The 25,529-nt window shown below is 37.2% G+C and carries 29 protein-coding genes, 1 tRNA gene and 2 pseudogenes; 7 read left to right on the top strand and 25 right to left on the bottom strand.

The window, feature by feature from the left end:
• Window positions 1-186 precede the first annotated feature (186 nt).
• Complete coding sequence (locus FGQ66_RS02580; RefSeq protein ID WP_053109223.1) at window positions 187-1,509, top strand: 2-hydroxycarboxylate transporter family protein; 1,323 nt, start codon at window positions 187-189, stop codon at window positions 1,507-1,509.
• A 143-nt stretch (window positions 1,510-1,652) separates the two neighbouring features.
• Window positions 1,653-1,772, top strand: a pseudogene (locus tag FGQ66_RS15645) (DUF3788 family protein); the annotation flags it as partial.
• 72 nt (window positions 1,773-1,844) lie between these two features.
• Here FGQ66_RS15645 and FGQ66_RS02570 read toward each other — a convergent pair.
• Window positions 1,845-2,486, bottom strand: a complete 642-nt coding sequence (locus tag FGQ66_RS02570; protein WP_230315205.1) for a CPBP family intramembrane glutamic endopeptidase — start codon at window positions 2,484-2,486, stop codon at window positions 1,845-1,847.
• A gap of 189 nt (window positions 2,487-2,675) precedes the next feature.
• Here FGQ66_RS02570 and FGQ66_RS02560 point away from each other — a divergent pair, with 189 nt between their 5' ends.
• The gene (locus tag FGQ66_RS02560) at window positions 2,676-3,497 is read left to right on the top strand and encodes a GNAT family N-acetyltransferase (RefSeq protein WP_138301604.1); all 822 of its coding nucleotides are present in this window, start codon (window positions 2,676-2,678) and stop codon (window positions 3,495-3,497) included.
• A 320-nt stretch (window positions 3,498-3,817) separates the two neighbouring features.
• Here FGQ66_RS02560 and FGQ66_RS02555 read toward each other — a convergent pair whose 3' ends face one another.
• Window positions 3,818-4,348, bottom strand: coding sequence for a TetR-like C-terminal domain-containing protein (locus tag FGQ66_RS02555; RefSeq protein ID WP_005878318.1), 531 nt, complete (start codon window positions 4,346-4,348; stop codon window positions 3,818-3,820).
• 90 nt (window positions 4,349-4,438) lie between these two features.
• On the opposite strand from FGQ66_RS02555, the gene FGQ66_RS02550 reads away from it, so the two are divergent.
• Window positions 4,439-5,992, top strand: a complete 1,554-nt coding sequence (locus FGQ66_RS02550) for an MFS transporter (protein ID WP_138301601.1) — start codon at window positions 4,439-4,441, stop codon at window positions 5,990-5,992.
• Between the two features lie 254 nt (window positions 5,993-6,246).
• Here the strand turns inward: FGQ66_RS02550 and FGQ66_RS15555 are convergent, their stop codons facing one another.
• From FGQ66_RS15555 to FGQ66_RS02500, 11 genes and pseudogenes are all read right to left on the bottom strand, one after another.
• Window positions 6,247-6,675, bottom strand: a complete 429-nt coding sequence (locus FGQ66_RS15555; RefSeq protein WP_268865275.1) for an Abi family protein — start codon at window positions 6,673-6,675, stop codon at window positions 6,247-6,249.
• An 8-nt stretch (window positions 6,676-6,683) separates the two neighbouring features.
• Entirely contained in the window at window positions 6,684-7,223 is a 540-nt protein-coding gene (locus FGQ66_RS15550; RefSeq protein WP_268865274.1) for an Abi family protein, read from the bottom strand.
• An 871-nt stretch (window positions 7,224-8,094) separates the two neighbouring features.
• Window positions 8,095-9,456 (bottom strand): MFS transporter, encoded by a 1,362-nt coding sequence (locus FGQ66_RS02540; protein ID WP_138301720.1) that lies wholly within the window; start codon window positions 9,454-9,456, stop codon window positions 8,095-8,097.
• 22 nt (window positions 9,457-9,478) lie between these two features.
• Window positions 9,479-9,682 (bottom strand): hypothetical protein, encoded by a 204-nt coding sequence (locus FGQ66_RS02535; protein WP_138301599.1) that lies wholly within the window; start codon window positions 9,680-9,682, stop codon window positions 9,479-9,481.
• Window positions 9,683-9,863: 181 nt separating this feature from the next.
• A pseudogene (locus FGQ66_RS15640) lies at window positions 9,864-9,983 on the bottom strand (DUF3788 family protein); the annotation flags it as partial.
• Window positions 9,984-10,121: 138 nt separating this feature from the next.
• Entirely contained in the window at window positions 10,122-10,418 is a 297-nt protein-coding gene (locus tag FGQ66_RS02525) for an ArsR/SmtB family transcription factor (protein ID WP_005878309.1), read from the bottom strand.
• A gap of 259 nt (window positions 10,419-10,677) precedes the next feature.
• Entirely contained in the window at window positions 10,678-10,989 is a 312-nt protein-coding gene (locus FGQ66_RS02520; protein WP_005878307.1) for a DUF1292 domain-containing protein, read from the bottom strand.
• A gap of 24 nt (window positions 10,990-11,013) precedes the next feature.
• On the bottom strand, window positions 11,014-11,445 hold the full coding sequence (gene ruvX, locus FGQ66_RS02515; RefSeq protein ID WP_005878306.1) for a Holliday junction resolvase RuvX: 432 nt from the start codon (window positions 11,443-11,445) through the stop codon (window positions 11,014-11,016).
• Window positions 11,442-11,708 (bottom strand): IreB family regulatory phosphoprotein, encoded by a 267-nt coding sequence (locus tag FGQ66_RS02510; RefSeq protein WP_005878304.1) that lies wholly within the window; start codon window positions 11,706-11,708, stop codon window positions 11,442-11,444. Before FGQ66_RS02510 ends, ruvX begins: the two co-directional genes overlap by 4 nt.
• A gap of 267 nt (window positions 11,709-11,975) precedes the next feature.
• A complete protein-coding gene (locus tag FGQ66_RS02505; RefSeq protein ID WP_138301597.1) occupies window positions 11,976-12,692 on the bottom strand; it encodes a DNA/RNA non-specific endonuclease in 717 nt (238 codons plus the stop codon).
• Window positions 12,693-12,929: 237 nt separating this feature from the next.
• Window positions 12,930-13,000, bottom strand: a tRNA-Gly gene (locus tag FGQ66_RS02500).
• A gap of 120 nt (window positions 13,001-13,120) precedes the next feature.
• Between FGQ66_RS02500 and FGQ66_RS02495 the strand changes: the two genes are divergently transcribed.
• A complete protein-coding gene (locus FGQ66_RS02495; protein ID WP_005878300.1) occupies window positions 13,121-13,873 on the top strand; it encodes a threonine/serine exporter family protein in 753 nt (250 codons plus the stop codon).
• A gap of 15 nt (window positions 13,874-13,888) precedes the next feature.
• The gene (locus FGQ66_RS02490) at window positions 13,889-14,365 is read left to right on the top strand and encodes a threonine/serine exporter family protein (RefSeq protein WP_081134867.1); all 477 of its coding nucleotides are present in this window, start codon (window positions 13,889-13,891) and stop codon (window positions 14,363-14,365) included.
• Window positions 14,366-14,499: 134 nt separating this feature from the next.
• Here FGQ66_RS02490 and FGQ66_RS02485 read toward each other — a convergent pair whose 3' ends face one another.
• From FGQ66_RS02485 to FGQ66_RS02465, 4 genes are all read right to left on the bottom strand, one after another.
• The gene (locus tag FGQ66_RS02485) at window positions 14,500-16,074 is read right to left on the bottom strand and encodes an ABC transporter (RefSeq protein WP_138301595.1); all 1,575 of its coding nucleotides are present in this window, start codon (window positions 16,072-16,074) and stop codon (window positions 14,500-14,502) included.
• Window positions 16,067-16,807: an ABC transporter ATP-binding protein gene (locus tag FGQ66_RS02480; RefSeq protein WP_138301594.1), complete on the bottom strand. Its 741-nt coding sequence runs from the start codon at window positions 16,805-16,807 to the stop codon at window positions 16,067-16,069. The genes FGQ66_RS02485 and FGQ66_RS02480 overlap by 8 nt, the downstream gene beginning before the upstream one ends.
• 981 nt (window positions 16,808-17,788) lie before the next feature.
• Window positions 17,789-18,649 carry a TIGR03943 family putative permease subunit gene (locus FGQ66_RS02470; RefSeq protein ID WP_138301591.1) on the bottom strand — a complete coding sequence of 287 codons (861 nt, stop codon included), beginning with the start codon at window positions 18,647-18,649 and terminating at the stop codon, window positions 17,789-17,791.
• A gap of 10 nt (window positions 18,650-18,659) precedes the next feature.
• Window positions 18,660-19,583, bottom strand: coding sequence for a permease (locus tag FGQ66_RS02465; RefSeq protein ID WP_138301590.1), 924 nt, complete (start codon window positions 19,581-19,583; stop codon window positions 18,660-18,662).
• Window positions 19,584-19,819: 236 nt separating this feature from the next.
• Here FGQ66_RS02465 and FGQ66_RS02460 point away from each other — a divergent pair, with 236 nt between their 5' ends.
• A complete protein-coding gene (locus FGQ66_RS02460; protein ID WP_138301588.1) occupies window positions 19,820-20,164 on the top strand; it encodes a thioredoxin family protein in 345 nt (114 codons plus the stop codon).
• Between the two features lie 289 nt (window positions 20,165-20,453).
• On the opposite strand, the gene rsmI is transcribed toward FGQ66_RS02460, so the two are convergent.
• The 8 genes from rsmI to FGQ66_RS02420 form a co-directional block, all read right to left on the bottom strand.
• Complete coding sequence (gene rsmI / locus FGQ66_RS02455) at window positions 20,454-21,326, bottom strand: 16S rRNA (cytidine(1402)-2'-O)-methyltransferase (protein WP_138301587.1); 873 nt, start codon at window positions 21,324-21,326, stop codon at window positions 20,454-20,456.
• A gap of 63 nt (window positions 21,327-21,389) precedes the next feature.
• Complete coding sequence (locus FGQ66_RS02450; protein ID WP_005878284.1) at window positions 21,390-21,737, bottom strand: DNA replication initiation control protein YabA; 348 nt, start codon at window positions 21,735-21,737, stop codon at window positions 21,390-21,392.
• The gene (locus FGQ66_RS02445; RefSeq protein WP_138301586.1) at window positions 21,730-22,554 is read right to left on the bottom strand and encodes a PSP1 domain-containing protein; all 825 of its coding nucleotides are present in this window, start codon (window positions 22,552-22,554) and stop codon (window positions 21,730-21,732) included. The genes FGQ66_RS02450 and FGQ66_RS02445 overlap by 8 nt, the downstream gene beginning before the upstream one ends.
• 33 nt (window positions 22,555-22,587) lie before the next feature.
• Complete coding sequence (gene holB / locus FGQ66_RS02440) at window positions 22,588-23,526, bottom strand: DNA polymerase III subunit delta' (protein ID WP_113846124.1); 939 nt, start codon at window positions 23,524-23,526, stop codon at window positions 22,588-22,590.
• 8 nt (window positions 23,527-23,534) lie between these two features.
• On the bottom strand, window positions 23,535-23,864 hold the full coding sequence (darA, locus tag FGQ66_RS02435) for a cyclic di-AMP receptor DarA (protein WP_005878277.1): 330 nt from the start codon (window positions 23,862-23,864) through the stop codon (window positions 23,535-23,537).
• Window positions 23,865-23,878: 14 nt separating this feature from the next.
• A complete protein-coding gene (gene tmk, locus FGQ66_RS02430; RefSeq protein WP_005878275.1) occupies window positions 23,879-24,523 on the bottom strand; it encodes a dTMP kinase in 645 nt (214 codons plus the stop codon).
• Window positions 24,524-24,584: 61 nt separating this feature from the next.
• Window positions 24,585-25,181 (bottom strand): recombination mediator RecR, encoded by a 597-nt coding sequence (recR, locus tag FGQ66_RS02425; protein WP_005878273.1) that lies wholly within the window; start codon window positions 25,179-25,181, stop codon window positions 24,585-24,587.
• A gap of 24 nt (window positions 25,182-25,205) precedes the next feature.
• On the bottom strand, window positions 25,206-25,517 hold the full coding sequence (locus tag FGQ66_RS02420) for a YbaB/EbfC family nucleoid-associated protein (RefSeq protein WP_016177351.1): 312 nt from the start codon (window positions 25,515-25,517) through the stop codon (window positions 25,206-25,208).
• Between the last annotated feature and the right edge of the window lie 12 nt (window positions 25,518-25,529).

Below are 25,529 nucleotides of genomic sequence, written 5' to 3'. Positions count from 1 at the left end.
ACTCTGTGGCAAAGTCACCTTTAGAGTAAGTCTAACGAGTCAGCAAACGAACTCACTAAGATGTCTTCTTTTGCTGACTCGTGTAAATAATGTTGACTCGAATTACGGGAGCGGGTATTTTCGCTCCTCTAATTTTTGATGTCTTCATTTGACTGAATTTTTTCAAATAAGAAAGGATCTGTATGAATGACACAAAAAGAAACAGCAACTGTAACAGTTGAAGAAACCAAAAAAGAAAGCTTTTGGGCAACTAAAATCAGTGGTGTAAGCTTGCCTATCTACTTGATCATGGTCATTGTTCTGATCGTTGCGATGGCTTTAGGAAAACTACCTAGTAATATGATAGGACCTATCGCTGTGCTTGTGATATTCGGAAATCTCTTCCATTTTATTGGAACAAAGATCCCAATCGTTAAAAGTTACCTAGGTGGTGGCTCTGTCTTTGCAATCTTTGCTTCGGCGGCCATTGCAACGTTTGGTATTTTACCTGATTATGTAGTCAAATCAACAGAAAACTTTGTCAATAATATGGGTTTTCTAGATTTTTATATTGCAGCCTTGATTACGGGGAGCATTTTAGGAATGAATCGCAGTTTATTGATGAAAGCTTCTGTACGTTTTATTCCTGTAGCACTTATTTCAATGATCGCCTCATTTTTTGCCGTTGGATTAGTTGGTATGTTGATCGGAAATGGATTTGCTAATTCCGTTTTGTATATCTCACTTCCTGCAATGGCTGGAGGAGTTGGCGCTGGTGCCGTCCCATTATCAACGATTTATGCAAATGTTTTAGGTACAAATGCTTCGTCTATTATTTCTCGTTTGATCCCAGCTACAGCAATGACAAATGTCTTAGCGATTATTGGAGCAGCTTTAGTGGCACGTGCTGGACAATCAATGCCTAAGCTAAACGGAAATGGAAAATTAATGGCAAAAGGTGACCTTGGTGATGGAAAACCACGGGATGTAAAACCAACGATCCAACAATTAGGGGTTGGCTTGATGGTCTCTCTCACTTTCTTTATTTTGGGCCAAATCTGTAATTTCTTTATACCAAAAGTCCATGCTTATGCCTTCATGATCATCATTGTAGTTATCTGTAAAATCACTAATGTATTACCAGAATACTATGAAGATGCCGCAATCATGTTCAATAATCTGATCGTTAAAAACTTAACTGCAGCTGTTCTTGCTGGTATTGGTATCGCATTGTTGAACTTAAATGTCCTAGCTTCTGCTTTGACATGGCAATTTGTTGTATTGTGCTTAACAAGCGTAATCGTCATCTCACTTGTTTCAGGTTTTGTTGGTCGTCTATTCGGTCTATATCCTGTAGAATCAGCAATCACTGCCGGACTATGTAATAACTCAATGGGTGGTACTGGGAATGTTGCAGTACTCTCTGCTGCCAACCGCATGGAATTGATCGCATTTGCTCAAATGGGGAATCGATTAGGCGGAGCAATCGTTTTGATCATTTCCGGTTTCTTGATGCAATTACTCTCTTAGAAATGAAAAAAGAGGCCGAGACAAAAGTCGTTTAGGTCTGAGAAATTGGAGAAAAAAACGAACAATACATTTTTTGTATTGCTCGTTTTTTTTTTGCAATTTCCGAAAAACCTGACTTTTGGACGCCGTTTATTTGAGAGAGGCTGGGACAGAAGTGTTTAACTCCGAGAAATAAGAAGAAATGAACGAAAATTGCTTTTCAAATTTTTGTGAATTTCGGCTTATTTAAGAAGGAGTTGCTTCTGCTCCCGCCGTTTATTCGAGAGTCTGTAGCAAACCTGAATTTTAGATTTGGCCCACTTACTTTCTATCAAGTAACCTTGATCAGACGAACCTTATGATACAAGAATACTTATCAATACGATTAAACTATCATACAGAAAATGAGTTAAAAATGCTGGAAGGATATTCTTTGTTTTCATATACGCCAGTGTAAAAGGTACTCTCACGATCCCAACAGCTAAGACTGCTTGTAAGAAATTCCATTGATATGTTGGCAAGTGTAATACCCCAAATAAAAGTGAGCTGATCAATACGAGTAAAGCCACTGACCATTTTGTTTTCTTCTGTTTTTCTTCTAAGCGTCTCAAAATGACTGAAACTGGGACCAATACAAGTAATTCTTCTCCGAGTAAAGCTGGTATGAAAAGAACAAAAGTCCAAAAATTTGGCGACTCCATCACTGGATTAGATTCCATGCTGAGTCCTAATAATTGCGAAATGATTCCATAAATAATCACCCAGATAATCGCTAGACCTAAACAACCAATCACCAATAGACCATCTTTTACTTTCATTTTTTTGAACAAATAAAACATCTTGCCGTAAATGATACGACTAGCAAGCAATCCTGCAATCAACAACCAAAATTCTCCAATGATCCTTCCACCTATCCCAAATGACAAGGCAAGAAAGCCAATAAATACAATGATGATCGAAAGAATGATATTTCTAATCGATCCTATTTCTTTTTTCATGTTCTCCTCCTATTACTCCAAATAGATTTCTAAACTATAACGTCATTTTCATGCCGCAAACCATTGTCATTATAACAGCTTTCTGATTATTCAGATACCAAGATTTCTATAAGTAAATGGCTTTTTTCAATTGAAAAATCCACTTTGATAAGCTACGATAGTAAAAAATAGTGTACCAAAGGAGTCTTAATGAAAAAAATATTCAATACTCAATTATCTTCTTTTGAAATGACCGAGGTAAAACAATTAAAGGAGACCGTCGAACGTCAACGCACATGTCGGTTCAAATTAGAACCTGATTTTCTTCATCAAGCAAATCGCCGTAGTCAGCATTTTCTTTACTATCAAGAGAATACACTTCTAGCCTATGCTTTTTTGAATTTTTTTGACTCACAAGTCCTTGAAGCCACATTGATCGTTCAAGAAAACGAGTTGATTGCGGATAGTTTAGTAGCCCTTAACGACTTTGCACGCCAACAAGCCATTCCAACTGTTTTGATCATCACAGACATTAACGACCAACTTTTATCGACCTTCCTAAAAAATGAACAAAGTTATGTACATCAATTTTCTGAGTATCGTCTGTTTCTTGACAGCTCAAACTTCAACGCACAACAAGAAGTACTTCCTTTACGTCATGCCAAAGTAGAGGAATCCCTACAGATTGCTCGCTTACTGGCTGAAATGCCTGAAGACGAGATTGAACCCCTTTTACCAGAAGATTTAGCAAATACCCTCGTTCTTACCAAAGAAGATCGAGTAATTGCCTGCATCCGTATCGATGAAAGTCCTAAAACTTATGGTATCTATGGCTTTGTCGTTGATCCTGATCATCGTGGTCGAGGATTAGGACAATTGATCTTGTCTACCGTCATCCAACAATTACTAGCAAAAAAGCAAAAAGAAATCTATTTAGAAGTTGAAGCAACCAACCAACGTGCGTTGCATCTCTACACAAAGCTAGGTTTCAAAAAAGAGATACTCTTTGATTATTATTGCCATGAGGTTTAATGAGCCTGTGGAAAAATAGTCAAACATTTACTTAGATGTAAGAAGAGTATAAAAGCAATCTTCAATTTATTGTAAATTGATCTAAAGAAAGGAGAAACCCTGACTGCATAAGGTCAAGGTCTCTCCTTTTTTCAATTCTATCCATCTTCAGCCATTAAGATTGGCAAGATTGAACAAATCATCCATTATGCACAGCTAAATATCTATAAATAGAGTTTTTCACTGCAAAAAGTCTTTTGAATAGGACAACTCGTTGTTTAAGTGTATCTCCATAATTTTCGATTGATATGATCCATTGTTATATATACTTACCAAAACTATTATTTATCAAAATTGAATAAAACGGATAATATTTCCCCCATTTCTTGCGGGGTCTCTTTCATTCCTGATTGTATCCACCGTAATTCGACAGAAATAACAGCACCTGCCATAAAAATACTCGTATATTTATTATTTTTTCTCTGTAATTTTACATAGCCTTGCTCGATGAGATAAGAATAGACAGTTTCAAAAGTGGTGATCAATGTTTCAGTTAGTCCCGCATTCGCTAACAGGATCACTGATTCTGCTTCTTCTTTTTGTAATTTAAAATATACAGTCATCAATGTGATGAAATTAACTTCCTTAGCATGTTGTGTTCTCCTCAAATAGGCACTCATTTCCCAACTCTTATATCTTAGGATGATATCTTGTAAGGAATGGAAATTCCGATAGTAGTAAGTTCGTGAAACTCTAGCTACTTTGCATAGTTCTGAAATCGAGATATCTATCAGTTCTTTTTTCTGTAATAGGTGTAGTAAGGCTTGATAGATCTGTCGTAATTTTTGAAGCTTGACTTCCTGAGGTCCCATAGTTTACAAATTCCCCTCTTTCTGTAACCTAAATATGTATATTCAGTATAACATGTTCTATGCTACCTACATAAATGAGGGGGCATTACTATGACGAAACAACAAAAATTTATTTTAGGGACTATGGCTATCGGCATATTTTTATGTGCATTAGATACCACTGTAATGAACATTGCATTACCCGCAATTCAATCTGGTTTCCATACGAATCTTAATTCTCTGCAATGGGCTTTGAATATCTATACCATTCTTTTTGCTGCATTCACCATTCCTTTAGGCAGAGTTGCTGATATTTTAGGTCGGAATAAAGTCTATATGATCGGGTTGCTCCTTTTTCTAATAGGATCTTTCGCCTCTGGAAGTGCTATGTCTGTCGCACAACTTGTTATCAGTCGCGGAATACAGGCAATAGGTGCAGCAATCGTCTTTCCAACAAGCATGACTATTGGTATGAATACTGTAGAGCTAAAAAATAGAAATACCGCAATTCTCATTCTAGGAATTACTCAGGGATTAGCATCAACTTTTGGTCCAACGATTGGCGGTTTCATGACGCAATTTTTTAGTTGGCGAGGGATTTTTTTGATCAATCTTCCGTTAAGCATCATTGCTTTAGGTGTCAATTTCTTTTTATTACCGATAAAAAATGAACATAGGATCAAAAAATCTCTTGATTTTCCAGGGATGTTGCTTATAGTGATCGCTTTGTTTTCACTAGTTTTGTCACTTGTTCAGGGGCGTGTCTGGGGATGGACTAGTTTAATAACAGACTTATTATTTGGCGTTTTTGGGTTATCCCTCATCCTATTTATTTGGCATGAAAAAACTGTGAAAGAGCCAATGATCCCTCTAGCTTTATTCAAAGATCGTCAATTTTCAGGGACCGTACTGATGACTTTGATTTCCGGAATCTTTTTTGTAGGTTTGTTCGTTCTTCTTCCCAGCTTTTTCACCAAGGTTTACAATGATTCAGAACTTATTGCAGCTTTGTTGATTACACCAGCTTCTGCTATGGTTTTCTTCTTTTCTCCTATCAGTGGTTTATTGCTTAAAAAAATGGGTTCCCGCATACTATTATTATTTGGGATTACCTTAATGGCATTAGGATATACAGCATTAACTTTATTAGATCCGGATATCTACTGGCAATTTGCTATTGCTTTAGTATTGATAGGCGCAGGCTATGGGATAATCATTGGTCCGTTGACTGTTTTAAGTGCAAGTAATTTTTCTGGTGAATTATTGACTGCTTCACAAAGTGTTATGGGCGTTTTCCGCCAAATCGGCACAGTTTTAGCTGTGGCACTATTCATTAGTGCATTTTCGTCAAATCTATCAGTAGCGAAAAAAGAGATCTGGCAAACTGCTCAAAATCAAGTTGCGGAACTGCAAGTATCTAATATGCAGAAAGAACAGTTATTAAATGGTATAAAGAAAGGCATTGATGGAGAAAATATCCCCACACAAAAAAATGAATCATCAACTCTTATTGTGAAGAAAATCCAACAAAAAATAAATGCAGTAAGTACTCAGAAATTATCAAGAGCATTTATTCAACCATTTCAAAAGGCATTGCCCTTCACATGGCTTTTTCTTCTGGTTATCTTTATTTTCCCCAAAAGAAGTCATAAGAGAAGAATGTGAAAAATTTTTTCAATATGATGATTTCTTCTTAGTCTAACGGTAATATAGATGATAAGAGTTCTACTATCCAAACAATGGAATGGCTATTTTACGAATTCAAATCATTTGGGAACATGAAATTCAGGATCATTTTGATCAATCAATTGATTCAAGTGAAATAACAAAAAATCTGAGACAGAAGTTTAGTCCTTCTGTCCCAGATTTTTTGTTATGCAATTCATTGTTTTTATTATCAAAGAGTTCAGATTTCTTTATCAAAAAATTTTCAAAGCAGTTCTCCAATCTTCTTTAAACCCATTCTCTTCACAATTAAATAAATCATCGCTATGGTCAACTAATTCAGATAAATCATCTATAAACAAATTCCATTCATCTTGAATAGCTCGATCTGGAAGGAAAGAAAAAAGTTTCTTCTCTGTAAACAACATTACAAATAAATTATCTTTTTGTGAATTTTTTATACTATATTTCTTTAAATCTTCTTTAGGTAAAGATGGAAAAACTACAAACCTTTTGCTATAAAATCTTGCGTGATGCGCAGTCATATTTCTGATATATCTAGCAACCCCCACCCAACTAACAACAAATTTTCTGTATTGTTTTCCAAAAACTTTATCGATCCACATATTTTTATACTCAGGCTTCAACTGAGAGATAAACGTATCAATTTGCCCAAAAGTCAACTCCTCAATCAGAACCCACACAGGAATACAACCATTTTTTCCCTATGATGATACTTAATATACACCTCTTTACTTCGAGTAACTGTTTCAGCAAAACTCGCTAAAATCTCTTTTCCTTGTTCTTCTTTACCATAAATATTTAAATCAAGATAAAATTCAGCCTGTTGGTATTCATCAGAATTATAGTTATTACTAATTACATTAGCAAGAGAGGTTTTTATCCACTCCTCTAGAATTCCTGAAAAATGGCTTAATTGCTTCCTTATGTATTTATCCACATTATACAAATATAAAACATTGGAAAAAGTTCTCTTATTATCCTCAACTACTAGCCTAGGGAAGACTGAGAATCTATAATAATTTATATATTTAAAAAAGTTAAGTGCTTGCTGTTTTTCTGCAGAAGAAAATAAAACCATATGACCATAATCTTCTTTTTGAAGGATATCAATAAATTCTTGTCCTTCCTTGGGTTCTTTCATTGCCTCATCAACGTCAATACTTTTTTTAAAATAAGTATAGTCCAACTCATTATTTTTTTTAGCCATTTTTATTAAATTTTCGATATAAGCTAACTGATCATATATAAGAATACGCTTTCACATCAATACAAAAAAAGACTCGCCGTGGTCCGCTGGTTTCCCAAGCGTGGCAAGTTCTGGTAACTCAAATTTATCAGTAAAGGCAGCAATTGTCAATATTAAGCTTAAAAAGTATTATTTTTTATTAAATATCATCCAACTTTTTCCACTAAAAAGACAGCCGAATTTTCGGCCGCTCCTTTTTTGTTCTGCTATTTCTTTTTAGTTAAATACCCAAGCTCTTCCAATCATCAACAAAATATTTTAACACTTTTTATGTTCTTGGTGATTAGTGGTAAAGACTGACTACATCATGCTTCTATAAGCATGACTATGGACATCTACGGATATCTTGGCAAAAAATAAAAAGCTATATAACAGCTTGTAACCTAGATTTCAAGAAATTATAACAAGGATAAATTCTTAAAGAAAAATGCTATACTTTCATTTTCGGACATTCTCGTTATAAAATCTGAGAATCCAATTCTTATTGTTGCGTTTGAAGATAGGAAAGTACGAATTTCGCCTCGTATTCAAATTCAATGCAACGTGAATCTTTTTTCTTTGCGAACTTTCGATGATTGAAGTCTTCTAGCTTTCTCAGATTTTAACCATTGACATCCTTCAAGTAAGATTTCCCCAGTAAATTGACATCAATAGCGATCTGTGAATCGACTATGCTATAATTCTAATTCAATACAACTTGTAAGAACCTTTCGGAAAATACTCTTTTAACCCTATCGTCTTCTTTGACTCAACTGCCTAGTCGTTTAGTTTCGCATAGGCTGATACGGCTACCTCTTGGATTCGATTATGCAATCGAGCTTAATCGCATAAATCATGATTTCTGCTTAACAATCATCATGGCAAAGATAATACCAACTAATGACATTAAACCAGATCCAATCATAGCTGCGCTGAATCCATTGAAAAAGTCGCTAACTGTCGCCACACTGCCAACCGCATAAAAAATAATTACTGTGACTGTTACACCTACCGCACCACCAAACAGCCGAAACATATTGTAGATGCCAGATGCTTTACCAACTTCGTTTCCTTTTACCGATCCAATAGCTGATTTTTGTAAGGCGGGGCCGGCCATTGAAAGCCCAGTACCTGCTAAAACTAGAGGGAGCACAATCAGTAGGTAAGATGTTCCCGGATGAAAAGCTAATGCAATCCAAAGATATCCGATGCCCTGCAACACCAACCCAATTGTAGCGATAAATCTTTCACCAAATTTGTCAACTGCGCTACCTGCAAAAGGTGCGATGATAACCAAAGTTCCGGTCCAAGGCAATAACTTCAATCCTGAAATAAGTGCATTTGAGTGGTTCACGACTTGAAAATATTGAGGGAGAAAGAAGACTACCCCATACATCGATGCATAAAGTAAGAATGTTGCAATATTACCACCGTTAAATGATTTTGCTTTAAAAAATCTCAATGGTACCATTGGTTCACTTTCGGATTTTTGCCGGAAGACAAATAAAACGCCAATAATAATGCTGATCACACCAATAATGATTGTTGAAGTGGCAATCGGAACACTCTTACTTTCAGATAATGCCCAGATGATTCCAGCAGAAGCCAGTATGATTAGAATTGAATCTAGGATATTGATGCTAGAAGCATTTCGTTTTGATTCTGGTAACTTTTTCTGTGACAAATACATACCAACTATTCCAATTGGAACATTGATCCAAAATATCCACTGCCACATTAGCTTAGCAACAATAAAGCCACCTAACGCTGGTCCAACAATAAGTGCTAGTCCACCAATCCCACTCCAGATTCCTAAAGCACGACCTCGTTCTTCCGATGGCAAAGCAGATGTTAAAATAGCCATCGACATTGGTGTAATGACAGAGGCACCGATCCCCTCAATTATCCGTGCAACTATCAGAAAATTAATGCTATTTGATAGTGCACACAAAATTGAACCAATCACAAATACAAGAATCCCTAGATTATAAACTTTGCGATGACCAAAGCGATCACCAAGTGATACCCCCAACAGTAACACTGCAGCAATCGTGATGTTATACGCATTTATAGCCCATTGTAATTGGCTAACCGTAATATTAAAATCATTCCTAATGGCTGTTGAAGCCGTTGTAACAATCATCGAATCCATCATCGATAAAAAAATTCCGAGGGATGTTAGTATCAATACCCACGTTGCGTTTACTTTTTTCATTTCTCTTCTCTTCTCTCCTCGCCTATGACAAGTACTTTTGCACGGCATTTTTGACTTTATTTGAATTCGTAATTGGAACAACTTGTCGATCTTCTAAAATGACAACAAGTCTGACATCAGCATCAAGATTATTGTTCTTCACTGTTTCAATCGTATCTTTCACCATCTCTTCACGATCAGTCTGATTTAACTCTGCCAGATTCTTAAAATGGTCTTTTTTTACCACGTTTTCTCATCTTCCGAAATCATATCTATGTCCTCCTTTTCACCTAAAAGTTAAATAGTACAAAAGTTATTGAACTATTGTACTTAAAGCTAATACTATTTTTATATACTGTCAACATATTTTAGTACTTTGAGAGAAAAAAATATGCCACAAATCTAAAAATCAGGTTTGCTACAGACTCTCGGATAAACGGTGGGAGCATAAGCAACTCCTTCGGAAATAAGCCGAAATTCACAAAAATTTGAAAAGCAATTTTCGTTCATTTCTTCTTATTTCTCGGAGTTAAACACTTCTGTCCCAACCTCTCTCAAATAAACGGCGTCCAAAAGCCAGTTTTTTCGGAAATTTCAAAAAAAAAAACGAGCAATACAAAAAACGTATTGTTCGTTTTTATCTCCAATTTCTCAAACCAAAACGACTTTTGTCTCGATTTCCTCAATTATAGAGAATCTAAAAAATGGTTTACATATCTTTCGAAGGTATCGTAGTTCAGTGAGACATATTTCTCTCTTGCTTCTTTACGAGAGGAAATTAACCCAGCTTCTCTTAATAGTTTAAAGTGATAAGAACCTGCTGACTTGCTCATTTTAACAACCTTTCCAATCTCACCACACGTAATTTCACGATCAACCTTTTTTAGATATCTGATAATTTCAATTCTTGTCGGATCAGACAAGGCTTTAAAAAGCTTCACTCGCATTTCATCTGCTTGTTGTTGATTTAGTTCAATAATCATAAAACAATTGTACTAATCATTTCCATTTTTTTCAAGTCTTACTCATTAGTTATACTCAAATTAGTTTTATCAGCTACCGAAAAGTATCCTCTTTCTACACTCTTTTCTGAATGCTCTGCGATAACAGCAGCATAAAGGCAATGCTATTGAAAAGCTTGTAGCACATCAAAATTTCTAATTATCTTGGTCAATTTCTCAGTCAAAAGAAAAATAAAAAAGAAGAAACCCTGTCTAACAAGGTTTCTCCCGTTTTTTAAAACTATTCTTCTTCTTCAGCCATGAATGTGTTGAACACTTCTTCGATCATGTCCCATTCAGCATCTGTTTCGATTTGTTCTAGTTCGCCTTCTGTACCATCTTCATTTTCGATGTATGCATAAGCTTGTAATTCGACATCTTCATCTTCAGATGCTCCTGCTGGATAAAGTAATACGTAGTTGCGTCCAAATTCTTCTTGGCCATCTACTGTTAATAAGATTTCGTATAATGTTTCATTTCCTTGATCATCAACTAATGTGATATGCTCATGTCCTTCGTGATCATGGTCATGTGTATGATTATTTTCTGTCATAAGATTCCCTCTTTTCATTTTATGTTAAAACCATTTTTTCCCTGAACCATCTAAATAATTTTGTAAAATCATTACAGCGGCTAACTTATCAATGACTTTTTTTCTTTTTGCTCGTGACGTGTTCGCTTGCTCAACTAACATTCGTTCAGCTTGAACAGTGGTCAAACGTTCATCTTGATAATCAACTGGCAAGGAAAACAATTCTTTGATTTTTTCTCCATAAGCGATCGAACTTTCCGCTCTTGGTCCAATTGTATTATTCATATTTTTAGGCAAGCCTACGACGAAACGATCGACTTCATATTCTTCCACTAATTCTTTCAGACGGTCAAAGCCAAACTCTTCAGCTGACTCATTGATCCGAATGATTTCTACGCCTTGAGCAGTCCACCCAAAAGGATCACTAACAGCAACTCCGACTGTTTTTGAGCCTACATCTAAGCCCATGACCCTCATAGATTTACTCCATGGTTCGTGAGATAATCTTTAACGATTACTTCCATGATCTCATCGCGCTCGTGACGGCGAATCAAATTACGTGCATCACGATAACGAGGAATGTAGGCCGGGTCTCCAGAAAGTAAGTAGCCCACAATCTGGTTGATTGGATTGTAGCCTTTTTCTTCTAAAGCCCGATAAACGATCGCTAATGTTTCGCTGACTTCTTTTTTACGACTATCATCAAAACCAAAACGTACGGTTTCATCTGTAAAACCCATGATTCTACACCTCTTTCCCAAAGGTAATCCATTTACCTTATACACCTTTATTTTACTCGAAGTAGCTCAAAACTACAAACAAATCTTCAGAAACTTATAGATAATTTGAGAATATATGCTACATTAGCATACCATAACCTTCGTTCAAATCATTTCATTTAAAGTTATTCTAAACTAAGTATACGCTAAATTTAAATAAACATAAGCTTTTTCGATTTTTCTTCAAGATTTTCACACTTTTTTCGAATATATCCGTTCAATACTGCTCTATTTTTTTGTTGCTTGACCAGTTTCATAGTTGATCGTATAACCATCTTGAACATTATAAATAAAGACATTGAATTCGATTTTTTTGTCTTCGATACTTTCTGCTTCTAGTTGCACCCCTCTTGCTACCAATTCATCCTCTTGAAAATGCGGGGTTACCCGATAACGTACATGATGATTAGTTTCTTTGATATAAGCTGCGATATCATTTTCATGTGCCAACATATAAGGTGCATTCAACGAACGTGTCCCAGTCATCAAGTTTTTGATATTATTGTTTTGGCCAGTTAACTGATAGCCAATCAAATGGCTACGATTATATAACCACTGCCCATCGCTTAGTTTCTTTTGTTTCCACCCTGTTGGATCGACATACAAAGCTTCCCGTTTTTCTTTAGGAAACAAATCTTTACCTAACATAGCGTTCGCAGCACCTACACGATTCAGACGGTCGATATTTGAATAGCTTTGCCATGTTCCTTTTGACAAGCTTAGATCTTCTTTGGAAAAATCCGGTTGGTTATTATTGATCTCGATTTCTTGATGTTTTCCATCATATTCTGGAACATCGGCTACCTTAGAGGCTTGAGGCGTTGACTCGAATATTCCAGTGATTTGTTGGACGATATCAGAATCTTTTTGTGTTGATAGACCAAGTGCACCAGCTAAAATTGCCACAACGATCCCCATAATTGCTTTTGATGATTTTTTTCCCATTTCTTTACTCCTTTACTAAAACAACTATCCTAAACTTTAACATATGTTCCCCTTTTTTAAAATAAAGAAATTTATTTAATTGACGGAATTCACCTGTTTTTATCGTTCTTTTCTATTGGTCTTCTTCACAAATAAAATACGCCACGGATCGGCTTTTTGCTTGTTGCTTATTTCTGACGACAAAAAAAACGATAATCAATGTCTGATTACCGTTTTACTCATTCAAAAATTCCTATAAGCGGGTGACGGGAATCGAACCCGCGACATCAGCTTGGGAAGCTGGGATTTTACCACTAAACTACACCCGCATCTCACAAATGATAGTATACGCCTAATTTTTTTCAGACTCAAGTTTTTATTTGTTTTTATCTTTTTTCACCTGTTTGTAGTAAAATAAAGGCAACAAATGAACTAATGGAGAAGATGCTATGTCGGAAAAAGAATTGAATTTGTTACTTGATACCTGCTTATTGGCTGGAAAAATCATGATGGAAAGCAATGCTGAAATGTATCGGGTAGAAGATACGATGAGTCGGATTGCTCTTGCATCCGGCAGTTATCGCTTAGTTAGTTATGTGACACAAACCGGACTCTTCATTGGATTTGATCGAACGTCGACGATTCGTATGGAGCAGATCACGAACCGATCGATCAATTTAGAAAAGGTTGTTAAAGTGAACAATTTATCCAGAAAATATGTTGCCGGTCAGCTGACACTAGACGAATTGTACCAAGAATTACAAGAAATCGACAAAGATCGCTCTTTCTTCCCCGTCTGGCTTCAGATTGTCAGCGCAGCGATCATTAGTGGAACGATCATGGTGCTGTTTGGTGGGGAGATGCGTGATTTACCAATTACTGTGATCATTGGCGGAATTGGCTATGCAATTTATTTATACAGTTTGAAATTTTTCCGTATTAAATTCTTATCTGAGTTCCTTTCTTCCTTATTGATTGGTGTAGCCGCTATCCTTAGTACTCGAATTGGTCTTGGAATCAATCAGGATTTAATCATCATTGGTTGTGTCATGCCCCTTGTCCCTGGGGTACAAATCACGAATGCCATCCGTGATCTACTTGCTGGACACTATATTTCTGGTGTTTCCAGAGGAACAGAAGCCATGATGACAGCTACGATGATTGGCTTTGCAATCGCCTTTATCTTTCAACTTTTTTATTAGGAAAGGAACATGATGATGTGGAATCTATTTATTCAATTCTTATTTAGCTTTTTAGCTACTGCAGCTTTTGCAATCATCACCAATGTTCCTAGACGAGCATTGATCTACTGTGGTCTATCCGGTGCATTCGGTTGGATGATCTATTGGACTTGTGTTGATTTTGGCGGTAGCCCCGCTTTTGGTTCATTACTGGGTTCCCTTGGCGTGGCTTTCATCAGTAACATTTTCTCTAAACGCTTAAAAATGCCTGTAACTATCTTTAATATCCCCGGCATGGTTCCATTAGTTCCGGGTGGATTAGCCTATCAGGCAGTCAGAAATCTCGTGACAAGTTCCTACCAAGAGGCAGCGAACTATGCTGTCCAAGCCATTATGATTGCTGGTGCGATCGCATTAGGACTAGTTCTATCAGAAGTCTTCAACCATAACATCCGCAATTTCAAAGTCAAGAGAGAATCAATACTGTTAAAAAGAAAAAAACGAATCAAATAATCAACAATATGGGAAATGAAATACGCTCTTTCTTCAATATAAAAAGAGGTCGAGACAAATCTAAAATCAGTTTTGCTACAGACTCTCGAATAAACGACTTTTGTCTCGACCTCATTTCCACTCTATCGCCTATTCTATAGTTTTTCCCAAAAATTCTTTTGGTAGTATCGAATAAGCCAAAGCACACCAGGGATGAGTATAGCAAAAGCAATCCCATTAACGATCCAGAAAGGAAACATGAGTGTAGTAATTCCATAGATAACTAGGATGATCACACTACCAATCATCGTCCCCATCAACATCGCTACCAATCCTAAGTTCCCTGCTCCACGGGTAAAGAGTTGATTGATGTTCGTCCAATTTAATAGAAGCAATCGATAGTCTCGGGCAAAGTAACGCAGTGATAAGATGTAAGTGCCAATTAAGGTACCTAGTAAGAAACTAAGTAAAAAAAGAAGCGGTAAGCGGAAAATCAAGCCAGCTATTATCGCAATTCCTCCTGATAGGCAACTCTGTAATAACCAACCAAAACGAAATTTTTCTTTTAAATAGCGCTTCATGGAGAGTGGCAATGAACGGATGAACAAATAATTTTCTTGGTCTAAAGAAATCAGATTACTGACAAAGGATGTTTGATTGACCGTCAAGGAAGCTAAGACGATTCCAGTGAAAAAAACTACCCCGATCAAACGAATATCAAGTGTACTTAAATTTATCCCATCCCCCACAGCAAAGGCAATAATAAAAATAATCGGCGTTATTAACGAGGATGAAATAACCTGTAAGATCAGGCTAGGCTCTTCGACTAACTGCATATTGTAGTTAAACAATAATTGTCGTAAGGTCTGATTTTTTTTGTGTTTACGCTTCGCTTTTACCTCAGTTGTTGACGCAGTTAGCTGATCAGTTAGTTTTGGTACGATCAATGAGCGAATGGCAAATAACAACACGAGAACTGTTACCAAAATGATACCAAGATTGAGTAGCCCATTTGTAGAAAACGGCTGATTCATCACATGATAAAAAGGTAAAAGAAATACAAGCGGTTGTCGATCAGCCAAGCCTACACTAATATCAACCGTCTGATGATTCATCCACATGATTCCGACTACTGCAATGACCATCGATCCACCAAGTAAAAGACTAGTCACTGCTTTTTTATGTTTTTTGAACAATGATGTTTGCGCAAGTCCAAAGACGAGTAAACTAGCGATACAAAAAAGCAAGATAAGAAATAGCGCAAATAATAAGAATGCGAAGAAAATCGTCACTAGGAAAAAGTGTTGTGCCCGCCAACCAGTTAATAGGAATAACACAAGTAACGGGAAAACAAAGGGAGCGATAGTCATCGCTACTACTAGGATCTTCGATAGGAATAGTTGACTCTGTCTAAACGGCAAAGGTAGAAATGCTTGAAGATCGGTTCCTTCAAAAAAAATGTTATAGATAACAGAAATACTTTGTGATAATCCCAATAAGCTAAACAGCGCCACATAGTAAGTAAAAAAACCTGGCATGCGATTAAAATCAACGGCAAACATGGTAACACTATAAATCAATAAAAATGCTAAGCCAGAAAGCACAAACTGTAACATCAAATAGCGTGAAAGACTTTTTCCTTTCTTTCCTTTTTCTCGAGCCTTATTAGTCATTTGCGGATTTACGTATAAAAGATTGACACGGATCAGTTCGATCAGTTGTTTATTCATATGTCTCACCTGCGGATTGTCTCCCCGCCATTTTCAAATAGATCGTCTCTAATGTATCCGCTGGCGATTCATTCAATAAATCTTGTACTTTTCCATGATAGATCAGCTCTCCTTTTTTCAAGATAGCAATCTTATCACACAATTGTTGCGCAGTATCTAGTACATGAGTTGAAAAAATCACGGTCTTTCCTTTTGCCGCATGCGCTTTCATCATTTCTTTCAGATCATAAGCCGCCTGGGGATCAAGTCCTTGCAGTGGTTCATCCAACACCCAGATATCTGGATCAGGCAATAAGGTTCCAATCAGGATCGTTTTTTGCCTCATTCCATGAGAAAAACTTGCGATCGTCTCTTCCTGATTTCTCCCCAGATCAAAAAGTGTAGTCAACTCAGCTAAACGTTTTTCTTTTTGTGCCGGTTCTATTTCATAAGCTGCAGCAATCAGATCCCAATACTCTCCAGCCGTCAATTGCAAAAATATGTCTGGCGAATCCGGTACATAGCCAATCTTCTTTTTTATTTCTAAACGATTTGTCGACAAATCTTTGCCATCGACCACTATTGAACCAGAAGAAGGTTCGATAATACTTACTAGACTTTTGATCGTAGTTGATTTTCCTGCACCATTATGACCTAGAAATCCAAATATTTCCCCTTGCTCAATCGTTAACGTTAACTCTTTCAAAGCTACTTTTTCCCCATAGTTCTTTGTCAAATTCCAAAATTCAATCATCTTACACCTCTTTTTTCATTTGTGATTTTTTTCTATTGTACGCTTTCATTTTGAATACGTAAATATGTAAAATGCAGAGAAGAATGAAATACAACAAAAAAACATGCTGATTTTATCCCACTTATCGAAAGTGAAATCATGATCAACATGTCGCGCATATAACGATCAGATAGTTCTAGTGAACAGGCGCTCATCATCTGTATTCGGTCGGTTACTGATATTGCCTCCAGTGACTGCTTTGATCAGTTCCCCCAATATGGGTTATGAAATCCGAACATATAATAAAGGAAAAGATACATATAAAAACAACTGCCTATGACTAAAAAAATACGGGCAAGTAGCTTGTTTAGTTTAGGAAGGCAAGTACCTAACCAAAAGAAATACAATCCTAAAATATAAGTATAACTAATATTTTCTAGTGTCTCTTCGGTCGATCGATTGACATAGTAACTTAGAAAGATCAAGAAAAGCGTAAAGAGTAAGAGAAATGAAAAAGCTTTCGAAAATTTGATTTTCTTCATGGATAATTTCCTCTTTCATTATTTTTCAGACATACGTTGATGCTCTATCGGAAGACGAAAAAAATCAAATCACAAACAGTTGTTTAAAGTGACCTTTTCTAGCGCTTCTTTTCCCCAATGATAGAAAAATTTTTTATTGATTTTGTCTATACGGTACGATACTAACATATATGTAATCGATATCAATCAGTAAAAAGTGCAACTCTCACTTTTACTTAGATCAGCGAAAAAATGATCCATACAAAAAAACTTGTGATGAAAAGAATGTAGGACAAATCTAAAAATCAGGTTTGCTACAGATACTCGAAATAAACGGCATCCAAAAGTCAGGTTTTTCGGAAATGTCAAAAAAAAACGAGCAATACCAAAAGCGTATTGTTCGTTTTTCTCTCCAATTCCTCAAACCAAAACGACTTTTGTCTCGACCTCTTTTCGTCACAAAGTCTTCTTTACACTTTCATTAAAATGATCGGTAGACATATTGATTTTTTGGGGCAGCGACTTTGGTTGCTTTGCTTACTTCAACCGAAGGGATTTCTCGCTTGAAAGGTTCATAATAATCGGATTGGATCGTTCCTTCGACTTTGTACCACTCATCGTTTTTGATCGATGTCCCATCGGGCATGTGTGTGAGCAGTCCAAAAACTCCTGAATCGGCGACACAGTGAATGATGCCGAAACGAAATAAAAAGCTGTCTTCCTGTTCCCCGTTTGGCGTTTGATACACAAAGCCTTCATAGGATATTTTTTTACCGATGAATTCGCTTGGATAATTATAAATCAATTCCATGATTTCTAAGTAATTCTCATCAGTGATGGTGATTTTTTCTTTGTTACCATATTTTGCTTTCAACTGATTCATCTGATCCAAGTAATCTGATTTATTGAAATAAATGCTGGTATCTGGTTTCAAATATTGTGTCTGCATTTCTGGATCGCCAACTGATTCTTTGCTTACTGGAAAATTGAACCCTTTTGCTTCAACAATCGTCGTATCCAAACTAACTGTTGGAAAAAGCGTGCCGACAATGATAGGCAAAGCCAGTAAAACATAAGCAATCCCACGTTGCCAAGGAGTCGATAGACCATGGTCATGTTCTTCATGATGATGCTCGTCATGGTGATGCTCGCTATGATCCCTTTTGGCTGAATCACTTTTGACCCAAACGTATAATTGGACAAGCGCAAGTAATGCTGACAAAATCATCGAAAGGATCGCTAAGTAACGATAATGGACATTGATGTACTGATCTAACTTACCTGATACTTGCAGGTACATCATCAATTCAAAATAACCGGATAGTATCAAAAATCGTAACATGTTTTCCCTCCTAGATGAATAATGTAAAGCCAATCACACTGATGGCGATCAAAGCAATCAGTGAGACAATGAAACGCCCATTGAAGTAACGCTTCATCATCAACAGGTTTTTGATGTCAACCATTGGACCAAATACTAAAAATGCCACAACTGGTGCGGTCCCAAATAGACTTAGTAAGGATGAACCAATGAAGGCATCCGCTTCTGAACAGAGGGACATTGTAAAAGCAAGTATCAGCATAATGACGATCGCCAAGATTTTTGTCGATCCAAGGGTCAACATCACTCTCGTTGGTAAATAGGTTTGCATACCAGCAGCAATCAGCCCACCGATAATCAAATACCGGCCTGTGTCAAAAAACTCATCAATGCTATGAGTCAAAACGTGTCCTGCTTGCTGTCCGAATCGTTTCACTTTATTTGTCTTTATTCCAGCGATTCCATGATGATGGTGCGTGGATGTTTCAATTTTTTGGCTTATCTTCTCTTTTAATACAGATTCCTTTTGGAAATAGGCTAACCAAATACCTATGATGAGTGCCACAACAAAACTACCAAGCATCCGCCAACCTGCCATTACCCATGAGTTACCGAAAGCGATAAAAGTAGAAAAAATCACGATCGGATTGATGATCGGCGCAGTAAGCATAAATGCGAAAGCAGTATGTACAGGAACGCCTTTTTTTACAAATTGATGAACGATGGGAACGATACCACACTCACAGGAAGGAAAGAAAAATCCTAAGATCGAGCCAGTTAAAATCGATAAAAAACGATTTTTAGGTAGCCAGCGCTTCACTCTTTCTGGTGTTAAAAAAACTTGGAGGGCCCCAGAGATGAGACAACCCAATAATACAAATGGTAGTGCTTCGATCACGATCGATAAAAAGATCGTACTCATCTGCAAAACCGAATTTGGTAAAAAAGAAAACATGATTTCTCCCCTTACTTTAAGCTACATTTGCCAAAATAATATACGCTTTCCACTAAAAAAAAACAAGAGAAGTTGTTATAATTTACACAACTCTTATTTTTTTGTTTTTATCTAAAAAGCAATTCAATTGACATATTCCGTAATTCTGTTTAAATAAGAACAGTATTTTCTTCGTAGCTTTCTTGTTACTGGTTAATTTAATAACTTGCTGATTGCTACCAGAAAGGAATGATCCTATGAAAAAAACAACTGATCTATCTGAAGTCCAAGCCGCACTCACTCAAGCAGAAACTGTCGCTGTTTACTTATCGATGCCAAATTGCAGTGTTTGTCATGCTGTAAAGCCTCGCTTTGAAGAATTATTGTCCCACTACGCATTTCCAAGTTTTCACTTGGATGCTGTAGAAACACCAGAAGTGGCTAGTACGTTCCAAGTATTGACTGCTCCAGTTATTTTGGTTTTTCATGAGCAAAAGGAGATCGAACGTCAAGCACGCTTCATAGATTTTCATCGTTTGACACGCCTGTTTGAACAATTGGATACGGCGAGTCAACTGAGTTATGAGGACCTATTTAAGTAACTATCAGAATAAGAGCGTTCCAGAGTTAGCTGCAACTCTTGGAACGCTCTTTTTAGGCTATATACTTTTTGAGGCTGGGACAGAAGTGTTTAACTCCGAGAAATAAGAAGAAATTCACGAAAATTGCTTTTCAAATTTTTGTGAATTTCGGCTTATTTCCGAAGGAGTTGCTTCTGCTCCCACCGTTTATTCGTTTTTAAAGTATGAGACAAAAGTGTTTCTTACTTTTGTCCCACGCTCATCTGGCAATCAGCCATCATTTATTGAAGAGATCATTACGATTTCCAGTTTATTCCTCGTCTAATTCATGGAATTGGCGATAGACTTCTTGCTTTTTTAATCCATTTTGTACGGCTACGGCTTTGATTGCTTCATTGTTTTTTTTGCCTTCTGCAATCAATTGTTCCACTTGCTCTTTCAATGAACCGACAATCTCAATTGTTTCTTCCTGAATCCCTGTACTTCCTTCTACGAGAAGACAACATTCCCCTTTGATTGGTTGGTCCTCGATATAGGAAAGCAATTCTTCGATAGTTCCCCGCAAATATTCTTCATGGATTTTCGTCAATTCGCGACATAATACGACCTGACGATTTCCTAAAACAGTTAACATGTTTTTTAAAGTCCCACTGATTCGATAAGGAGATTCATAAAAAATCAGTGTTGCCGTATGATTCTTTAACTTTTCCAATGTATTTTCTTGCTCTTTCTTCTTTCTTCCTAAAAATCCATAAAATAGGAATGGTTGTGGCAGTAGACCAGAAGCAATCAGCGCTGTCATGCCGGCCGTTGCGCCTGGTAAGGAAACAACAGGAATACCTTCTTCGATACAAGCAACTACCAATTCGTGCCCTGGATCGCTGATCGAAGGCATGCCAGCATCACTGACTTGAGCAATCGACTGACCGTTTTTCAATACTTCCAGAAATTGAGGAATACGCTCTTTATAGTTGTGTTCATGCAAACTTTTTTGAGGCGTGTGGATTTCAAAATGATTCAATAATTTTTGCGTATTTCGTGTATCTTCACTTGCAATCAATGCAACTTCTTGCAACATCCGAACACTTCGATAAGTCATATCTTCCAAATTTCCTATTGGCGTAGGTACTAAGTAAAGTGTTCCTGTTGTGTGATTTCCTTTAAAACTTTTTTGGTTGAACATTTTTTTATCTCCTATAAAAAAACTGGAGCAGGATTTTCTACTCCAGTCTATTATTTACTTTGATCAGCGTCCGCTCTCACGGTAGATGACTTCTAAACAAAAGGCACAAGGTTCATCATTTTCTCTTCTTGAACCATAAAGATCATAACAGACATGGAAGCCTTCTTCATAAATCTTTTCTAAATTCATACGTGATTTTGAAAGTTCTTGTTTCACATTTTCTGCTGGTGCTTGTGCTGCTTGGTTCAATTCGCGCAAATGTTCTCTTAGACGCTGATTTTCCATCTCTAGCGTTGTATTTTTTTCAACGATTTCATGTAAGGCTTGTTTCATCTCGACCAATTCAGTCAAAGTATTTCTAAGCTCTGATTCTAATTGATTCAAACCGTCATATAATGATCGTTTATCCATTCATCTCACCTACTTTGATGAAACTTTTTAATTCGTCCCATTCATATTCAACAGGATTTTCCCTTCCAACTAATCGTATGCTTACAAGACGATTAAGAAGGTTCAATCCAACGACTTTCCCTTTACCATCAGGCGTATCTACTACGTTTCCAAAGTCAGGGAGTTCTTTTTTTGTTCGTTCATATTCTTCGCTCTCATACTGCAGACAACACATCAAACGTCCGCATAATCCAGAGATTTTTGTTGGGTTCAATGACAACCCCTGATCTTTTGCCATCTTGATCGAAACAGGAACAAAATCTCCTAAAAATGAGGCACAGCACAACGGACGACCACAGGGACCAATCCCACCGATCAATTTCGATTCATCTCGCACACCGATTTGCTGAAGTTCGATTCGCGTGCGAAATACCCCAGCTAGATCTTTGACTAACTCACGAAAATCAATACGTCCGTCTGCTGTAAATGAAAAAATCAGTTTGCTGCGATCCAATGTATATTCTACACGTACGATCTTCATCGCAAGTTGATGTTTTTCTATTTTATCTTTGGCGATTTTGAACGCACGTTTCGCATCTTCTCTATTTTTGTTATCTTTCTTCAGCTCGTTTTCTGTTGCTTTATGCAAAATGGGACTAACTTTATCTGGCAAGTCCTCTGGATCCATTTCTATTTTGGGAATGGCAACAGTTGCGATATGTAAGGTTTTCTGAGATTCAACCAAAACCTTTTCTTGATAATAATACGTTGAATCACCAGGTGAAAAATAATAGATATGACCTGCATCTCTATAACGGACACCTACTACTTCGACCATTTCCTTCCCCCTTGATCCTTCTTTTGCTACTTTTTAGTTGATCGTTCGTAGCACCAATTGTTCTGCTACTGCTTGAAAGCTGACATTGCTTCTCAGTTTTTGTTCTGCAAATAATATACGCTCGATCGTCTGATTGATTTTTTTTACTTGCATGATTTTGTCTTTCTCTAAGGCTTGCTTTAATGCCTCTTGATAATAAAATAGTAAGATCGATAAAGCCGTAAACTGCTGTGATTTTTCTTTAAATAACTTTATCAGCTTTTTTTGCACATAGATGAATGCTTGTGTATCATTGCTTTGCATGTACACAAACCACTGCTGAATCGAATCCTTAGCATCATTAAACCATTCATTCTGCGATATTTCAACTGCTTTTGTGAAACTGTTGGTTAAGAATGCCAAAAGTTTTGCTTTTTCCACAGGTATCCCTGCTTCTTGCAGTTTGTGGATCAATACCTCTTTAGACAATTCTTGAAAATGGAGGATTTGGCACCTTGATTGGATAGTTGGTAAGATTCTCCCGACTGAATCTGTTTCGAGGATCGCCAAAAATTCTCCTGGTGGTTCTTCTAGAAATTTCAATAAACTATTGGCCGCACTACTATTCATCTTTTCAGCTTCTTTGACAAGAAAAACTTTCTTGCGTGACTCATAACCACTTCGACTAAATTCTGTTTGCAACCGTCTGATTTGATCCACTTTGATGGTTTGACCTTCTGGTTCGATCGTTAACACATCAGGATGTTCCTGATTTTGGATTCGCTGGCAGTTATTACATGTGCCACAAGGAAGTCCGTTTTTCATCTCTGTACAAAAAAGATGTTGTGCTAACCAAATCCCCATCTCGTGTTTTCCCGTACCTTTTTCTCCTTCAAAAAGATAAGCATGAGCGAGTCGCCCATGCCCAAAGCTACGTTGAAGCTGTTGATACACGATAGGTTGCATTTGATCTAGAGTAAATTCTTGATCCATAGCTCCTCCTAAAATTGGTGAAATCCTTCAACTGGTAATACAAAGACAGTTGCTCCGCCTACTTCAACTTCTACTGGATAAGGAACGCCACCATCCATAGAAATGTCTAAAGTGACTGGGGTCGACACAAACTGTTTTCTGGATTCGCAAGTTTTTTTGATGATCTCTAACGCATCTTCCACACGGTCATCTTCGATCCCTACGATGAATGTACTATTTCCGGCTTTCAAAAAACCACCTGTTGAAGATAGTTTTGTTGCACGAATATTGGCATCGATCAGTTCATTTGATAAACGGTTGCTGTCTTTGTCTTGAATAATAGCTAAAATGATTTTCATATACAGTCACCTTCCTAATTTTCAAAAAATTGTGGATATTGTTCAATAATCGCTCTATAACTAGTCTGTAAAACATCTTCAAAACTCTTTCTTGCATCGATCTTATGGATGCGTTCAGGATTTTCCTCTGCCAACTTCAAATATGCATGACGCACACGTTGATGAAATTCAAGCCCTTCAGAATCTAAGCGATCGATCTGATTGTGACGATGTTCTTCAATGCGACGCAACCCAGTGTCTGAATCAACATCAAGATAAAGGGTAAAATCTGGTGTCGTACCTTCTGTAGCAAACTCATTCAGTCGAGCAATCTCAGAAATACCGATCCGTCTACCAGCCCCTTGATAGGCTAGTGAGCTGTCCACAAAGCGATCGCATAAGACGATATACCCTTTAGATAGCGCTGGTAGGACTTTTTCGACTAGATGTTGTCTTCTAGCTGCTGCGTAAAGCAATGCTTCTGTCCGCTCATCCATTCGATCGTTTTTTGGATCGAGAATCACTGAGCGGATCTCTTCCGCAATCGGGATACCTCCTGGCTCTCTTGTTTGAATGATCGTTGTTTTTGCTACTTTTTTCAAAAGAGGGAATAGTTCATTTAAAACACTTGTTTTACCTGCACCATCTGGCCCCTCGATCGTGATAAATAGTCCGTTCACATTTTTGCCCCCATCTCGTGTTCCTTCTCTATTGTAGCTGAAAAATTTAGTTTATAACAATTTATAACTCGCGTCTGCCCTCGACAGCTTTCAAAAGCGTTACTTCATCGGCATATTCAATATCTGAACCAACGGACAAGCCATGTGCTAGACGTGTCACTTTGATGCCCGCTGGTTTGATCAATCGGGAAAGATACATCGCCGTTGCCTCACCTTCTGTCGTAGCATTTGTCGCAATGATCACTTCTTGGACCTGTGCATCATGTAGTCGTTCAAGAAGCGAAGAAATATTGATATCTTCTGGTCCAGTTCCTTCCATTGGGGAAAGCACGCCATGTAGCACGTGGTAAAGACCATGATATTCACGCATTTTTTCTAGAGCCATGACATCCTTAGGCTCTTCTACCACCAAAATAACTCCTCGATCTCGTGAAGGGTCTTTACAGATCTCACATGGATCTTCTTCGGTGATGTTTCCACAAATACTACAAAAATGAAGATCACGTTTTACACTTAGCAAAGATTTGGCAAATTCGTTGACCACTTCATCCTTCATATCGATCGTATAAAAAGCTAATCTCGTTGCTGTTTTTTGGCCGATACCTGGAAGTCTCATATAACTGTCGATCAACTTTGCGATTGGTTCTGGATATTGCATCGTTCATTACCCCTTTAGGAAAAATTAGAAGGGTAGGCCCTTTGTGTATTTTCCCATTGTTTTTTCAGTTTCTACGTCGATTTTTGCAAGTGCATCATTCACTGCCATGATCACTAAATCTTGTAACATTTCTGTATCTTCCGGATCAACGACACCTTCGTTGATTTGTAGATCTTTCATGCGGCGGTTACCAGTAAAAACGACTTTGACTAAATCATTCGTAGCTGCTCCAGTAAATTCTGTTTCATTCAATTTGTCCTGTGCCTGTACCATTTCTTTTTGCATTTTTTGTACTTGTTTCATCATACCTTGCATGTTGCCCATTCCGCGCATCATAATATCATTCTC

Origin of the sequence: Enterococcus sp. BSD2780061688st2 D3 (genome assembly GCF_005844145.1) — a bacterium.
Classification (GTDB): Bacteria; Bacillota; Bacilli; order Lactobacillales; family Enterococcaceae; genus Enterococcus_B; species Enterococcus_B durans.
Note: the sequence above shows the minus strand (reverse complement) of the source record. Positions and strands in the feature narration are given on the sequence as shown.

Bases quoted from the DNA above. Each gene is read 5' to 3' on its own strand.
- FGQ66_RS02505 (WP_138301597.1), bottom strand. From the start codon at position 12,692: ATGGGAAAAAAATCATCAAAAGCAATTATGGGGATCGTTGTGGCAATT.
- holB (WP_113846124.1), bottom strand. From the start codon at position 23,526: ATGGATCAAGAATTTACTCTAGATCAAATGCAACCTATCGTGTATCAA.
- FGQ66_RS02510 (WP_005878304.1), bottom strand. From the start codon at position 11,708: ATGGGTTTTACAGATGAAACCGTACGTTTTGGTTTTGATGATAGTCGT.
- FGQ66_RS02495 (WP_005878300.1), top strand. From the start codon at position 13,121: ATGTCGGAAAAAGAATTGAATTTGTTACTTGATACCTGCTTATTGGCT.
- FGQ66_RS02580 (WP_053109223.1), top strand. From the start codon at position 187: ATGACACAAAAAGAAACAGCAACTGTAACAGTTGAAGAAACCAAAAAA.
- FGQ66_RS02460 (WP_138301588.1), top strand. From the start codon at position 19,820: ATGAAAAAAACAACTGATCTATCTGAAGTCCAAGCCGCACTCACTCAA.
- FGQ66_RS02520 (WP_005878307.1), bottom strand. From the start codon at position 10,989: ATGACAGAAAATAATCATACACATGACCATGATCACGAAGGACATGAG.
- FGQ66_RS02480 (WP_138301594.1), bottom strand. From the start codon at position 16,807: ATGATTGAATTTTGGAATTTGACAAAGAACTATGGGGAAAAAGTAGCT.
- FGQ66_RS02550 (WP_138301601.1), top strand. From the start codon at position 4,439: ATGACGAAACAACAAAAATTTATTTTAGGGACTATGGCTATCGGCATA.
- FGQ66_RS02420 (WP_016177351.1), bottom strand. From the start codon at position 25,517: ATGATGCGCGGAATGGGCAACATGCAAGGTATGATGAAACAAGTACAA.
- FGQ66_RS02485 (WP_138301595.1), bottom strand. From the start codon at position 16,074: ATGAATAAACAACTGATCGAACTGATCCGTGTCAATCTTTTATACGTA.
- FGQ66_RS02540 (WP_138301720.1), bottom strand. From the start codon at position 9,456: ATGAAAAAAGTAAACGCAACGTGGGTATTGATACTAACATCCCTCGGA.
- FGQ66_RS02570 (WP_230315205.1), bottom strand. From the start codon at position 2,486: ATGAAAAAAGAAATAGGATCGATTAGAAATATCATTCTTTCGATCATC.
- FGQ66_RS02555 (WP_005878318.1), bottom strand. From the start codon at position 4,348: ATGGGACCTCAGGAAGTCAAGCTTCAAAAATTACGACAGATCTATCAA.
- FGQ66_RS02560 (WP_138301604.1), top strand. From the start codon at position 2,676: ATGAAAAAAATATTCAATACTCAATTATCTTCTTTTGAAATGACCGAG.
- darA (WP_005878277.1), bottom strand. From the start codon at position 23,864: ATGAAAATCATTTTAGCTATTATTCAAGACAAAGACAGCAACCGTTTA.
- rsmI (WP_138301587.1), bottom strand. From the start codon at position 21,326: ATGTTCAACCAAAAAAGTTTTAAAGGAAATCACACAACAGGAACACTT.
- FGQ66_RS02445 (WP_138301586.1), bottom strand. From the start codon at position 22,554: ATGGTCGAAGTAGTAGGTGTCCGTTATAGAGATGCAGGTCATATCTAT.
- recR (WP_005878273.1), bottom strand. From the start codon at position 25,181: ATGCAATATCCAGAACCAATCGCAAAGTTGATCGACAGTTATATGAGA.
- ruvX (WP_005878306.1), bottom strand. From the start codon at position 11,445: ATGAGGGTCATGGGCTTAGATGTAGGCTCAAAAACAGTCGGAGTTGCT.
- FGQ66_RS02465 (WP_138301590.1), bottom strand. From the start codon at position 19,583: ATGTTTTCTTTTTTACCAAATTCGGTTTTGCAGATGAGTACGATCTTT.
- FGQ66_RS02490 (WP_081134867.1), top strand. From the start codon at position 13,889: ATGTGGAATCTATTTATTCAATTCTTATTTAGCTTTTTAGCTACTGCA.
- FGQ66_RS15550 (WP_268865274.1), bottom strand. From the start codon at position 7,223: ATGGCTAAAAAAAATAATGAGTTGGACTATACTTATTTTAAAAAAAGT.
- FGQ66_RS02470 (WP_138301591.1), bottom strand. From the start codon at position 18,649: ATGTTACGATTTTTGATACTATCCGGTTATTTTGAATTGATGATGTAC.
- FGQ66_RS02450 (WP_005878284.1), bottom strand. From the start codon at position 21,737: ATGGATAAACGATCATTATATGACGGTTTGAATCAATTAGAATCAGAG.
- FGQ66_RS02525 (WP_005878309.1), bottom strand. From the start codon at position 10,418: ATGATTATTGAACTAAATCAACAACAAGCAGATGAAATGCGAGTGAAG.